At 39.6% G+C, this 13,218-nt stretch carries 16 protein-coding genes and 1 rRNA gene; 2 read left to right on the top strand and 15 right to left on the bottom strand.

Annotated elements, in window-relative coordinates:
• Both J2Y67_RS26885 and J2Y67_RS26880 read right to left on the bottom strand, forming a co-directional pair.
• Positions 1 to 268: ribosomal RNA gene (locus tag J2Y67_RS26885) — 16S ribosomal RNA — on the bottom strand; the annotation flags it as partial.
• A 262-nt stretch (positions 269 to 530) separates the two neighbouring features.
• Positions 531 to 761 carry a hypothetical protein gene (locus J2Y67_RS26880; RefSeq protein ID WP_310179137.1) on the bottom strand — a complete coding sequence of 77 codons (231 nt, stop codon included), beginning with the start codon at positions 759 to 761 and terminating at the stop codon, positions 531 to 533.
• Between the two features lie 136 nt (positions 762 to 897).
• Here J2Y67_RS26880 and pdaB point away from each other — a divergent pair, with 136 nt between their 5' ends.
• Complete coding sequence (gene pdaB / locus J2Y67_RS26875) at positions 898 to 1,650, top strand: polysaccharide deacetylase family sporulation protein PdaB (RefSeq protein WP_310179135.1); 753 nt, start codon at positions 898 to 900, stop codon at positions 1,648 to 1,650.
• 29 nt (positions 1,651 to 1,679) lie between these two features.
• Here the strand turns inward: pdaB and J2Y67_RS26870 are convergent, their stop codons facing one another.
• Positions 1,680 to 2,366, bottom strand: coding sequence for a KinB-signaling pathway activation protein (locus tag J2Y67_RS26870; protein ID WP_310179134.1), 687 nt, complete (start codon positions 2,364 to 2,366; stop codon positions 1,680 to 1,682).
• Between the two features lie 151 nt (positions 2,367 to 2,517).
• On the opposite strand from J2Y67_RS26870, the gene gerD reads away from it, so the two are divergent.
• Positions 2,518 to 3,147, top strand: a complete 630-nt coding sequence (gene gerD, locus J2Y67_RS26865) for a spore germination lipoprotein GerD (protein ID WP_310179132.1) — start codon at positions 2,518 to 2,520, stop codon at positions 3,145 to 3,147.
• Positions 3,148 to 3,198: 51 nt separating this feature from the next.
• On the opposite strand, the gene J2Y67_RS26860 is transcribed toward gerD, so the two are convergent.
• From J2Y67_RS26860 to J2Y67_RS26805, 12 genes are all read right to left on the bottom strand, one after another.
• On the bottom strand, positions 3,199 to 4,254 hold the full coding sequence (locus J2Y67_RS26860) for an Mrp/NBP35 family ATP-binding protein (protein ID WP_310179146.1): 1,056 nt from the start codon (positions 4,252 to 4,254) through the stop codon (positions 3,199 to 3,201).
• A gap of 345 nt (positions 4,255 to 4,599) precedes the next feature.
• Positions 4,600 to 5,319, bottom strand: coding sequence for an N-acetylmuramoyl-L-alanine amidase CwlD (gene cwlD / locus J2Y67_RS26855; RefSeq protein WP_310179143.1), 720 nt, complete (start codon positions 5,317 to 5,319; stop codon positions 4,600 to 4,602).
• Positions 5,320 to 5,400: 81 nt separating this feature from the next.
• Positions 5,401 to 5,844 carry a YbaK family protein gene (locus J2Y67_RS26850; protein WP_310179129.1) on the bottom strand — a complete coding sequence of 148 codons (444 nt, stop codon included), beginning with the start codon at positions 5,842 to 5,844 and terminating at the stop codon, positions 5,401 to 5,403.
• Between the two features lie 190 nt (positions 5,845 to 6,034).
• Positions 6,035 to 6,742 (bottom strand): SH3 domain-containing protein, encoded by a 708-nt coding sequence (locus tag J2Y67_RS26845; protein WP_310179126.1) that lies wholly within the window; start codon positions 6,740 to 6,742, stop codon positions 6,035 to 6,037.
• Between the two features lie 548 nt (positions 6,743 to 7,290).
• Positions 7,291 to 7,683, bottom strand: a complete 393-nt coding sequence (gene rpsI / locus J2Y67_RS26840; protein WP_026574304.1) for a 30S ribosomal protein S9 — start codon at positions 7,681 to 7,683, stop codon at positions 7,291 to 7,293.
• A 20-nt stretch (positions 7,684 to 7,703) separates the two neighbouring features.
• A complete protein-coding gene (rplM, locus tag J2Y67_RS26835; protein ID WP_310179121.1) occupies positions 7,704 to 8,141 on the bottom strand; it encodes a 50S ribosomal protein L13 in 438 nt (145 codons plus the stop codon).
• A gap of 253 nt (positions 8,142 to 8,394) precedes the next feature.
• Complete coding sequence (gene truA, locus J2Y67_RS26830) at positions 8,395 to 9,135, bottom strand: tRNA pseudouridine(38-40) synthase TruA (RefSeq protein WP_310179140.1); 741 nt, start codon at positions 9,133 to 9,135, stop codon at positions 8,395 to 8,397.
• Positions 9,136 to 9,149: 14 nt separating this feature from the next.
• Positions 9,150 to 9,947 carry an energy-coupling factor transporter transmembrane component T family protein gene (locus J2Y67_RS26825; RefSeq protein ID WP_310179119.1) on the bottom strand — a complete coding sequence of 266 codons (798 nt, stop codon included), beginning with the start codon at positions 9,945 to 9,947 and terminating at the stop codon, positions 9,150 to 9,152.
• Positions 9,944 to 10,813, bottom strand: a complete 870-nt coding sequence (locus tag J2Y67_RS26820) for an energy-coupling factor ABC transporter ATP-binding protein (RefSeq protein ID WP_310179118.1) — start codon at positions 10,811 to 10,813, stop codon at positions 9,944 to 9,946. Before J2Y67_RS26820 ends, J2Y67_RS26825 begins: the two co-directional genes overlap by 4 nt.
• Positions 10,789 to 11,628, bottom strand: a complete 840-nt coding sequence (locus tag J2Y67_RS26815; RefSeq protein ID WP_310179116.1) for an energy-coupling factor ABC transporter ATP-binding protein — start codon at positions 11,626 to 11,628, stop codon at positions 10,789 to 10,791. The genes J2Y67_RS26820 and J2Y67_RS26815 overlap by 25 nt, the downstream gene beginning before the upstream one ends.
• A 321-nt stretch (positions 11,629 to 11,949) precedes the next feature.
• A complete protein-coding gene (rplQ, locus tag J2Y67_RS26810; RefSeq protein ID WP_071355921.1) occupies positions 11,950 to 12,312 on the bottom strand; it encodes a 50S ribosomal protein L17 in 363 nt (120 codons plus the stop codon).
• A 66-nt stretch (positions 12,313 to 12,378) separates the two neighbouring features.
• Positions 12,379 to 13,218: DNA-directed RNA polymerase subunit alpha (locus tag J2Y67_RS26805; RefSeq protein ID WP_310179114.1), on the bottom strand; the 840-nt coding region annotated here is incomplete at its 5' end.

Here is a 13,218-nt window from a genome sequence, read left to right as displayed (position 1 = left end):
TACCTCACCAACTAGCTAATGCGCCGCGGGCCCATCTGTAAGTATCAGCCGAAACCGACTTTCAGCTTTTCCTCATGAGAGGAAAAGGATTATCCGGTATTAGCACCGGTTTCCCGGTGTTATCCCAGTCTTACAGGCAGGTTGCCCACGTGTTACTCACCCGTCCGCCGCTAACCAATGGGAGCAAGCTCCCAAAGATTCGCTCGACTTGCATGTATTAGGCACGCCGCCAGCGTTCGTCCTGAGCCAGGATCAAACTCTCCAAGAAAGTTGATGTAGCTCGAATGTTACGTTGGCTTCACATCATTAAATGAAGTGAATTATTATTGTTTGTTGACGTTTTTGTTTGTTTAGTTTTCAAAGATCAATTTCTCTCAGTCACCTCAAAAGCGACCTTTTAAATATATCATCCGCGGATCGTATTGTCAATAACTTTTTTCAAGCTATTTTTTACGTCAGCAGCGACGTTTATTAATATAACAGGATAATAAATATATGTCAACAATTCTTTTAAAAAAAGTTCCCCAACCTTATCCTTTTTTTCTGTTTCTTTTATCTTTCCTCATATACTTTAAACATTCATTTGGTGAGGCTACTCGTCTAAATAAAGCAAATAATACTTTGTACCGTTCCTCCATTGCTCTTTTCACAATATGGTCAATGCGGTTATCCCTTAAATCAAAAAGGATTTCATCCATTTCCCGCTTAATTAAATACTCTATTTCTTTCACTTCTTTTTCGTTAATTAGTATTCCCAGCATCCAATAACCTCCAATGAGTTTATAGTTCTAGTAGTATTTTCCAAATAATTCAATTTTATAATAAAAATCTTTATTCATATTATTAAAAAAGCAGGCATAAGTTGAGACAAGGATGGCAATGGACGAGGTGGTTAGGATGAATTTCTTTTATGTGTTAAATGGTAAGTCACTTAAAAACATTTCTCTAATCTTAATTGCTGCTTTTTTTACGGCCTGGTTCCTCTATATGCAGAACCTTGCCCAATTACCTGTTTTTTCAACAAAGGATGGAGCAAAAGCCATTTATCGCGGCGAAAAAGACCTTGCTTTATCTTTTAATATTGGTTGGGGAGATGAAAAAGCAGAACCAATTTTAAACACATTAAAAAAAGAGGGGGTAAAATCCGCGACATTCTTTTTAGCTGGATCATGGGCTGAACGGCACCCTGATATAGTTAATCTAATTGTAAAACAGGGTTATGAAATTGGTATCCTTGGCTATGCCTATGAAGATTATAAGAGTTTAGAGGATGCGAAAATCCGTAGAGACATCTCTAAAGCTCAGGAGGTTTTTACAAAATTAAATGTAAAAAATATTAAGCTGCTGCGTTCTCCGACTGGTCATTTTGATGAAAGAACGCTAAAAATTGCTGATCGTTACGGGTTTACGGTTGTCCATTGGAGTGTGGATTCACAGGATTGGACGAATCCTGGTGTTAAAACCATTGTCACTAATGTTGAAAAGGCGAAAAAAGGAGATATCGTTCTTTTACATGCTTCTGATTCAGCCAAGCAGACTGCAAAAGCACTGCCGGAGATTATCAAGGAAATTCATGAAAAAGGCTTGAAGCTAGTTTCTGTTTCTGAAATGATTGCCAATGGCCATGTCAGTTCAAAAGAAATAAAATAAACCTATACAAAAACCGCCCCTGCCTAATGCTAAAGGGACGGTTTTTTATTGGTTTTATTTTTTACCGCTTTATTGTTACTCCCAGCCGCTGCGTTCTTACGCTTTTGTCTTTCCTGTTCTGAACGTTCATTTAACCTATGAAGGATTAACAATTGATAAGCATTACAGGCCAGGAGACCAAAGACCATAAGGAATACCCAGCTTCTTTCATTGACTCTTAGAACTGGAACCCATTCTACAACCGTTACAACAACCATAAAAAAGAGAGCTGGAATAAAAGCACTTAGATTGGTTTGTTTGCTCTTAAACCAAGCAGCAGCCATGCCGACTATTAATGGAATTAAAGCAACTCCTACATAAGGCATAACAGATTCTCCCGGCTTGGCAAATGCTTCATAACGCATATAAACCAAATCAAACAGGCAAAATAAAATGAGCACTGTCTGAACACCATTCCAAAGGGTTGCAGACTTAAAAATACCTAAGCCAAACCGATGTATCGTTAAATAGGCAAAAAAGCCCATTTGACTAATGACACTAAATAGGAATCCCATAACAATTAACCAGATTGTCGTTGATAATATATCAATTAGTTTAAATTCAGTAAAATACTGCTGAAATTCACTCCAGCGAACAATAAAACCCACAATAGCCGTTGTGAGCCCGCCTACTAATAATGTGGTCAAAAACAGTTTTACCCAATTGCGGCTCGTCACACTATAAACCTCCAAAAAATAAAATACATTCCTAATGATTGTACCAATCCATATTTGAAAAATCCATATTTTAAAATCCTTTACGAATAATCTTTCGCGATTTTCTTCATCCTAAAATTAAGGATTCTTATGCGAAAGGAGCTTTTCAAAAATGAAAGCGAAAAATATACTGCTCCTCCTACCCATCATGTTATTGTTAACCAGCTGCGCATCTAATGAATCCAGCAGCGGGGGACAAATTGATTATGAACAAACCAAAAAAATGGTGGTTGATATTCTAAAAACCGATGACGGTAAGAAGGCAATCCAAGAAGTGATGTCCGATGACAGCATGAAGGAAAAGCTTGTGATGGACCAAAAGATGGTTTCACAGACGATTGAACAAACCCTTACTTCCGATAAAGCAACAACCTTTTGGAAAAAGACCTTCAGTGATCCTAAATTTGCTCAAGGCGTTGCCAAAAACATGAGATCCGAAAATGAAAAACTGCTTAAGGATTTAATGAATGACCCTCAGTATAGAGGGATGATGATTCAAGTATTTAAAGAGCCTGAAATTCAGAAGGAATTAGCGGATGCATTAAAAAGTAAAGAATATCGAGAACATCTTCAAAAGGTAATTGCTGAAACCATTGAAAGCCCGTTATTTAAAGTCAAAATGCAGGAGCTTCTGCTTAAAGCCGCTGAAGATGTAAAAGCTAATGCAAGTAGCGGAAAAGACAGTAGTGGAAGCCACTCTAGCGGAGGACAAAGCGGTTCAGACAACAGCAGCGGAGCCTAATCATTATATTCAGTAAAAAGCCTCTTCCTGATTAGGAAGAGGCTTCATTTATCATTTCTTCAAAAGATCTGTCATTTTTTCAGCAATTTCTAAATAGATTTTTCCGAGTGGATGATCTTCTTGATATACAGATGGTGCGAAATCTTCATCATTCCAATCAGGCTGATTTAGCGGCAGGCGCCCAAGTACTTCGGTATTTAACTCTTCAGCTAATTTATCCCCGCCACCACGGCCAAATACATATTCCTTTTCGCCTGTTAGCTTACTTTCAAAATAAGCCATGTTTTCGATTACACCAAGAATTTCGTGCTCTGTACGGACAGCCATTGCGCCGGCGCGAGCAGCTACAAAGGCAGCTGTTGGATGTGGTGTGGTAACAATAATCTCCTTACATGCTGGAAGCATGGTGTGGACATCCAATGCAACATCGCCCGTTCCTGGAGGTAAGTCTAATAATAAATAATCCACTTCGCCCCACTCTACTTCATGGAAGAAGCTGTTCAGCATTTTTCCAAGCATTGGACCGCGCCAAATGATTGGTGCATTATCTTCAACAAAGAAGCCCATCGAAATGACTTGGACTCCGAAACGTTCAACCGGAATAATTTTTTCCCCTCTCACCACAGGGCGTTTCGTAATTCCCATCATATCCGGTACACTAAATCCATATATATCTGCGTCAATCAGTCCGACTTTTTTACCTAAACGTGCTAAGGCAACAGCAAGGTTAACAGATACCGTTGATTTACCTACACCGCCTTTACCTGAGGCAATGGCAATAAAAGTTGTATTTTTAGAAGATAATAAGCCTTTTTCCTCTGTTTCTTCCACCGCATGACGATTCGCAGCAAGTACCTCTTCAGAAAGTTCACCAAAGCGGATCCCTACTGTAGCTGCCCCTGCTTCTTTTAAAACATTCACAATTTGTGTTTGCAATTGTAATTGTTCGGCAGTACCCGTTTTGGCAATATCCACTTTTACACTGACATGGTTTTTTTCTTCTTTAATTTTTATTTCCTCAATTGCATTTAGCTCGGCTAATGTTTTATGTAAAAATGGTTCCTTTAAGCCGCCTACAATTTCACGGACTTTCGCTTCTGTTAGCATGTAAACAAACACCTCACAATTGAATTCGTTTCCAAATTCCAGTATACCATAACTCATGATAAAAACAGTTAACTGAATCACACGTATACCCTGTTCCAATATTGGAAAGAAAAGCGCAAGCGCCTTGGTCAGCCCCGACAGCTGCTTGCGGCCCTGACGGTGAAGTCGTTTTTTGACTTCATCGGCATACCTACATCGCTGAATTTTCATCCTTGTAGGCATGCGACGAGGTGAACGGTACTTCCTCGAATACGTTTTGCCGCAGGAGCAGGAAAGTGACCTTGAGGGGCTAGGCGCTGGAGCTAGGCAAAAGCCAAAAAAGATGAGCAAGAGAGCCCATCTTCCTTAATCTGTTTCTTTTAATTCCTTTTCATTCGTAAAATAGCGGATGATTCCTTTATAAATAGATGCAGCCACTTTTTCCTGGTAGGAATCAGTTTGAAGGTTTGCCTTTTCCGCCGGATTGGACAAAAAGCCTACCTCGACTAAAACACCCGGCTTCTTTGCATTTTTTAAAATATAGACATGACTTAAAGGCTTTGCCTTTCGATTTGTATTTTCTAAATTCCGTCTTAATTCATCTTGAATAAATTTTGCCGCTTTGGCATTTTCAGTATAATGGGGGGAATAGAAGGTTTGAGCCCCGCTCCATCTGGCAGAAGGGATGGCATTTAAATGAATACTGACAAATAGATCATTATCAGAGCTATTAATCATTTTCAGCCTTTGCCTCAGATCTTCGACCTTTCTCCTGCTATACCCTCTTGTTGTAGGGTCTGCCAAGTCCTCATCAGTTTCCCTCGTCATCATAACCAGGGCACCGTGCTGCTGAAGGAAATCTCTTACCTTAAATGAAATATTTAAAGCAATATCCTTTTCTAAGGTTTTTCCATCACCGGCACCACCGTCAGGTCCGCCATGACCCGGGTCAATTAAAATGATTTTCCCCGATAACGGCAAATTCCATGATTTCCATGATTTATCTTCCATAAAATCATGTTGTAAAATCAGGAACAATAAAAGTAACCCCACAGAGAACGCTATAATTTTCAATCTTCTCTTCAGCAACCAAATCATTCCTTCCCGCTCGTCCATGTTCATTTAAATATATGGGACAAGGGGAAACTTTAGAACTATTGGAATGACCTAATGAAGTCTTAGCTTATGGCGTCTTTCTCCTTTTTGGTATCCATCGACCCACCAGACGTGAATGTATTGTTCACAAAGATAATAAAGGGATTCACTCATTGTCCCTTCTTCTCCATTACCCCAATAAAGTAAAAAATTGAATAGGGTATCAATCAAATGCTTTTCTTCCTTATAACAGCGTTTTTTTACTTCATCGATATCTTCCCCATAATAACCAAATTTGCTAAACTTTGCCCCTAACAAGTAGGCTTCAAGTGCCACATCATAACAGGCCTCTTCCACACCTGCATGCATTACAAAGCTTGATGTAATTCTTGAGGATCCCAAATAATGCTGAACTCGCTCTTTTAATGTTTTTATCGATAAGTCCTTAAGGACAGAACGCTCATATTTGATTTGTTTTTCCCTTTTCTTTTCTTTGAAGGTTGTTATAACAGTCACAGATTTCACCTCTTAGGACTATTCTTCAACCCAAAATCCTAAGAAATGCAAAATTTCAGTTGCCAAATTTATGGTTAAAAAAAGACCCTAACTAAATTGGGGGTCTTTTGTCGATATCTACTCAGATTTTGAAGTATTTCCCGGGAATTTGTTGAAATTTGAAAAATAGTGAATCCTAATAGTTGAAACCCTATTTTCGGAATATGGAGAACAACCATTCCCACTTATCTTTAGGCTTTTGTATCGCTTCTTCTAAACGCTTATTAAAATTATTTTGCGAACACCATTCTTTTTTCTGTTCGTCCCGTAACCTTTGTATTTCTTTTTGTAAGAAATCGCTTATTTGTTTTTCTTGTTTCAGCAATGTTTCGTAATGAATATTTTGTTGTTCAGCTAATTTTTCAATTTTTACATTTGTTTTTTGCGCCGAATTACCAATATTAGAACTTATAACATGATGATCTTGTTGGAGCCGTGAAACCGCAGTTTTAAGCTGTGACATATCATTGGTTAGATGGACGTTCATTTCACGTGTGGCTGCGAGTTCATTGACTAAAAACCTTAAGACCTCGTTTAAATGATTGGGATCATCGGGAAAATGATCATATGTATCGGATATCGCAATCTCTGTTTCATTGGGTCCTTGTAATCTTTCTTTTTGCTGATATACAAGGTCTTTAGCTGTATCGTCTAAGGGCTTGTCTGTATCGCGTAGCGCTACAAGCACTTCGATGTCGGACTGAACAAAGATACGCCGATCGCCATCTTTTAAAAACTCATATCCATTCCGCTCTAAGATTTGCCCATACTTTCGAACAGTTGGTGTTGCAATCCCCACTTCTTCTGCCACTTCCTTGGAAGTGAAAGCTCGTTCATTCGGTTGAATATCACGCCGCATATCATACCTCCTTTTCTATTTAATTGATAGAATTTTCAAGTTTATTTACATTATATATCGCCCAGCGATACGAAAAAAACGAGCCAAACAGCCCCTTTGTTGAGGGACTTTATAATGAAGGAAAACTTCTTGATCGAGGCCCTCCGTCGAATCCTACCCCATTTATTATAAAGTAAAATTTCGATGTTAGCAGTTATTCCTAGGGAACACCCTATTCAGGGTATGGGGAACTCGCTTTCAAACACCTGAAATTGGTTAATCTAAGCGTTGGAAAAGAAAACCCTCTCACTATTATAAATTGGCATACACGCTAAGAAAAAGAGAATTTAGTCCTAATGAATATAAGATTTAGGATGCTTGGCAAAATCCTTCACGTGGACCACAACACTCTTTATAAGCAGTAATCAAAATAAAATATTAATGAATAGCAAATTAATTCAAAGTGATATGGATTTTTGGGCAAGGGTATTCAAATGGATTATTCTATAATAAAAAACCCTTCCTCGGCAATCCGAGAAAGGGCTGTAAACGTTGATATAAAAAGAATATTAACGTTTTGAGAACTGAGGTGCACGACGAGCGCCTTTAAGACCGTATTTTTTACGTTCTTTCATACGAGCGTCACGAGTTAATAGACCTGCACGTTTTAATGTTGGACGGTATTCTGGATCAGCTTGAAGTAATGCACGAGCAATACCGTGGCGAATCGCGCCAGCTTGACCAGTGTAGCCACCGCCTTTTACGTTTACAAGAACATCGTAGCTGCCTACAGTTTCAGTCGCTACTAATGGTTGTCTTACAACAACACGTAAAGCTTCAAATGGAATATAGTTTTCGATGTCACGATTGTTAATTACAATTTTACCTGTACCTGGAACTAAGCGCACGCGTGCAACGGAGCTCTTACGACGACCAGTACCAATATATTGAACCTGTGCCAAGTTAATTCCCTCCCTTTAAATTATCCGCGAAGTTCGTAAACTTCTGGTTGTTGTGCTTGGTGCTTATGCTCAGCCCCAGCATATACGTGTAATTTTTTAAACATTTGACGGCCAAGAGAATTCTTTGGAAGCATGCCTTTAACAGCAAGCTCAATCATTTTCTCAGCGTAGTTTGTACGCATTTCAAGAGCAGTTCTTTGTTTTAAACCGCCTGGGTGTAAGCTGTGACGATAGTAGATCTTGTCAGTTAATTTCTTACCAGTTAATTCAACTTTAGAAGCGTTGAGTATGATCACATGGTCACCAGTGTCAACATGTGGTGTAAAAGTTGGTTTGTTTTTACCACGTAGAATTGATGCTACTTCAGAAGCAAGACGACCAAGAGTTTTGCCTTCTGCATCAATTACGTACCATTTACGCTCGATATTGTTGGCATTTGCCATAAATGTTGTACGCATGAGTTTCCCTCCTAATTTAAATCCGTAAAAGATTATTCTTTCGCACCTTCAAATGACCTAAGCATCCATTCTGTTCCGGGAATGAACATTTAAGACAAGCGTGCGGCTATTTTTTAAATCATATATTTTCAATCACGATGAAGACTTTCCGGGGCTTTATCGTGGGATTAAAAACACACACATATAATATAATAAATACTCTGTAGCCATATGTCAAGAAAATGTTACACCTGGATGGGTTGTTACTCGAATTTTATTTGTAAAATACCTTCCATAGGTACAAGCCATGTGCTGGAGCTGTTTTTCCGGCTAATTTTCTATCCTTCGCCTGTAAAACCTGGAGCAGATCGGATGGCTTTCTATCGCCAGAACCAACCTCTAACATTGTTCCAACTAAAATTCGCACCATATTATATAAAAAGCCATTTCCTACAAAACGAAAGATGATCATATCCTGATCCGCCGTAATCTCAATCGATTCAATCGTACGAATCTTATCCTCTACCTCCGTCTTTGCGGAACAGAAGCTTGTAAAATCATGAGTCCCAAGTAAATAGGGAATAGCTTCTCTCATCGCATCCACATTTAATAGATAGGGATACTGGCAGACATATTTCCGCTGAAACGGGTCTCTCTTAGTAGACCGCCTCAGAAAATAGCGATATTCCTTTTCAACAGCATCAAAACGAGCATGAAACGAATCATGCACCTTTTCTACGGAGAGGGCAGCAAGATCCCCCGGCAGTAGGGAATTTAACGCTATTTCCCATTTTTCTTCAGGGATAGAGAGAGGCGAATCAAAATGAATGACCTGACCCTTTGCATGAACGCCGGCATCTGTTCTTCCTGAAGCAGCAACCTTTACGGAATGCCCCTTATGGATTTTTGTTAAAACGTCTTCCAATACTAATTGTACAGTACGTTTATTCGGCTGAATCTGGTAGCCGGAAAACTCGGAACCATCATATGAAATAATGCATTTATAGCGCTGCATTTGAATTCGCCCCATTACGAACGTAATAAAATTAAAAGAATAACTAGGATAACAAGCACCACAATTTGGATGGAATCACGATTATTCCAGCTCAATTGCCGGTATTTCGTTCTGCCTTCTCCGCCACGGTACCCTCTTGCTTCCATCGCAACAGCCAACTCCTCCGCTCGTTTAAAGGAACTGACGAATAACGGAATTAATAATGGAATAACAGCTTTCATGCGTTCCTTGATTGGACCGCTTGAAAACTCAACTCCTCTAGCAATTTGCGCCTTCATGATTTTATCCGTTTCCTCCATGAGAGTGGGGATAAATCGAAGTGCGATGGACATCATTAAAGCCATTTCGTGAACCGGAAAGCGGACCTTTTTCAAAGGATGCAATAGTGTTTCAAGTCCATCCGTTATTTCAATTGGTGTGGTCGTTAACGTTAATAAGGATGTCATTAAAATTAAGAAAAAGAACCTTAATGAAATGAATATCCCCATCCTAAGGCCTTCATCATAAACCTTCACTGGGCCTGCCTGAAAAAGCAGGTTCCCTTCCTTCGTAAACAAGAGCTGCATAATAAAAGTGAAAAGAACAAGCCAAATAATTGGTTTCAGACCCGTGTATAAAAAGCGAACAGGAATTTTAGATAAGCCAATCATAAAAAAGGTATAAATTCCAATAAGTGCATAAGTAATCCAATTATTTGCGAAAAAAATAACACAGACAAATAAAAATATAATGATTAACTTTGAACGCGGATCCATCTTGTGAACAGCAGAATCTGCGGGTACAAATCGGCCAAAAATCATTTTTTCCATCATCCCCGCTCACCTCTGCTTATCAGTTCGGTTACAGCGGAAGACAGCTGTTCAATGGTTAAATAGGTTTTTTCAAGCTTTTTACCCATTCTTTTTTCAAACTTAAGCTGAAAACGGACCACTTCCGGAACATCTAATCCCATTTTGAGTAATTCCTCTACAGCTGTAAAAATCTCTTCAGGTGTACCTTTTTTAACAATCTTTCCTTGCTGCATAATCACGATTTGGTCCGCATATTGTGCGGCATCCTCCATACTGTGAGTAACCAAAATAGTTGAAAGCCCTCTTTCCTTATGCAAACGGTAAAACATGTCCATAATTTCCTTGCGGCCCCTTGGATCTAAACCAGCGGTGGGCTCGTCCAGGACAATGACGTCCGGTTCCATGGCAAGGACGCCCGCTATAGCAACCCGGCGCATTTGCCCGCCTGAAAGGTCAAAGGGCGATTTATCTAATATTTCTTCTGATAATCCAACTTGATTAAGTGCAGTCCGTGCTCTCTCTTTTGCCACATCTTCAGAGACACCAAAATTCATGGGACCGAAAATAATATCCTTTTCAACCGTTTCTTCGAACAACTGATGTTCCGGAAACTGAAAGACGATTCCTACCTTTTGCCGTACCGATTTTAAGTTTTTATTTTTCTGTTTTGCTTTAATTTCGTGTGTCCCAATTACAACCGTACCTGAGGTAGGCTGCAAAAGAGCATTTAAATGTTGAAGCACCGTCGACTTACCTGATCCAGTATGACCAATAATAGCCAAGTAGGTGCCGGTTTTAATATCGATTGAGACATCTTCAATGGCAAGCCGTTCGAAAGGGGTATTCACTTGATAACGATATTCTACATTCTGCAGTGAGATGTCCATAACTCTGTCACCAACTCTTCTTCCGTTAAATAATGTTTCGATAATTCGAGTCCTTTTTGACGGAAAACTTTACCAATTTTCACAGAAAAAGGGATATCTAGACCCAATTGAATTAACTCTTCATCCATCGAAAAAATCTCCTCCGGAGTACCCTCACGGTATACCTCCCCACGATTCATGACAATTATACGATCAGCTTTAGCTGCCTCTTCTAAGTCATGTGTGATGGAAATAACGGTCAACTGCTTTTCGTTCTTCAAGGCACGAACGGTCTCTAACACTTCTTCTCTTCCTCTAGGGTCGAGCATCGATGTTGCTTCATCTAAAATAATGATAGAAGGTCTTAGAGCTAGTACGCCCGCAATGGCTACCCGCTGTTTTTGGCCGCCTGAAAGATGGTGGGGCTCTTGATTAAGAAATTGATCCATTTTAACTTTTTGTAAAGAATCTTCTACCCTCTGGATCATTTCATCCCTAGGGACCCCATGATTTTCTAAACCAAAAGCCACATCATCCTGAACGGTTGTCCCCACAAATTGATTATCTGGGTTCTGAAAAACCATTCCTAATTTTTCCCGGATATCCCAAATGGACTCCTCAGTCAATCTCATACCGCAAACCATAATCTCACCTTGCTGCGGAAATTGCAGACCATTTAAAAGTTTAGCTGTCGTGGATTTACCCGAGCCATTATGACCCACGATTGCCAGCCACTCCCCTTCAAAAATATTAAAACTTACATTTTGAAGAGCGTAATGTTCCTGCGAATCATACTTAAAAGAAACGCTATCAAGGGATACAATTGGTTTTTTCATAAGTGATTCCCCCCTGTCTCGACTAAACTCATCTCATATTTTACTACATACAAAAAAAGCCTGCACCTCTTCCCTGGCAGGAACGAATTTCATCTGCCGAATTAATAGGAATTCCATAAAGGAAATGGGAGAGGTGCATGAGCTAGACGAGACGTACTTCAATCCACGCATCCATTCAGGAAGCGATAACCTTACAATAGTAACGCTCATCGTAACACTCTTTTTGGCTTGGTTCGTACACTATTTATTGTTAATACAGCAAAAGGGCAAAGAACAAGTTTGTTTGAAAACTGTCCAGCGCCCTTGTTGTCTGATAAGGTATTAAACTAACTCGATAATTACCATTGGCGCACCGTCACCGCGGCGTGGTCCAAGTTTCATAATACGAGTATATCCACCTTGGCGCTCTTGATAACGTGGAGCGATATCAGTGAAAAGTTTTTGTAATGCGCTTGTATTGTTCTCAGCATCAGCAACCTCATTACGAACGTATGAAGCAGCTTGACGGCGAGCATGTAAATCACCACGTTTACCTAAAGTGATCATTTTTTCAACAGTTGAACGAATTTCTTTCGCACGAGTTTCTGTTGTTTCAATACGCTCATTGATAATTAAATCAGTTGTTAAATCACGAAGCATAGCTTTACGCTGTGCGCTTGTGCGTCCTAACTTTCTGTATGCCATGAAGGGTTCCCTCCTTTGTTGAAGTCATTAAAAAAATCATCGCAAGTCTACGAATACTTGAATGTCCTAGTCGTCCTTACGCAGACCTAGTCCTAGTTCTTCTAGCTTCGCTTTTACTTCTTCTAGTGATTTGCGACCTAGGTTTCGTACTTTCATCATATCTTCTTCAGTCTTATTGGCTAATTCCTGAACAGTATTGATTCCAGCACGCTTTAAGCAGTTATAAGAACGAACGGATAGATCAAGTTCTTCTATTGTCATCTCTAGAACTTTTTCTTTCTGATCTTCTTCTTTTTCAATCATAATTTCAGCATTTTGAGCCTCGTCAGTTAACCCAACGAAAATATTCAAATGCTCGGTCAAAATCTTCGAACCAAGAGCAATCGCTTCTTTTGGCCCAGTGCTTCCATCTGTCCAAACATCAAGCGTTAGCTTATCATAATTTGTCATTTGACCTACACGAGTGTTTTCTACCTGATAGGACACTCTGGATACCGGAGTATAAATAGAGTCGATAGGAATCACACCAATTGGTTGATCCTCACGCTTATTTTGGTCTGCCGGAGTATAGCCGCGTCCGCGTCTAGCAGTTAAACGCATGCGAAGATGGCCGCTTGAAGCCAATGTAGCGATATGAAGATCTGGATTTAAAATCTCAACATCGCTGTCATGTGTAATATGACTAGCTTTGACAGGCCCTTCACCTTGAACATCAATTTCAAGTGTTTTCTCTTCATCAGAGTAGATTTTAATAGCTAATTTTTTAATGTTTAAAATGATGGATGTTACATCCTCTACGACGCCTTCAATTGTTGAGAACTCATGAAGTACCCCATCGACCTGAATCGATGTAACAGCGGCACCTGGGAGTGAAGATAATAGGATACGACGTAAGGAGTTACCCAA

This window comes from Neobacillus niacini (assembly GCF_031456445.1).
In the GTDB taxonomy this organism is placed as follows: Bacteria; Bacillota; Bacilli; order Bacillales; family Cytobacillaceae; genus Neobacillus; species Neobacillus niacini_I.
The sequence above is the reverse complement of the archived record's forward strand: the minus strand, read 5'-3'. Positions and strand labels throughout refer to the sequence as shown.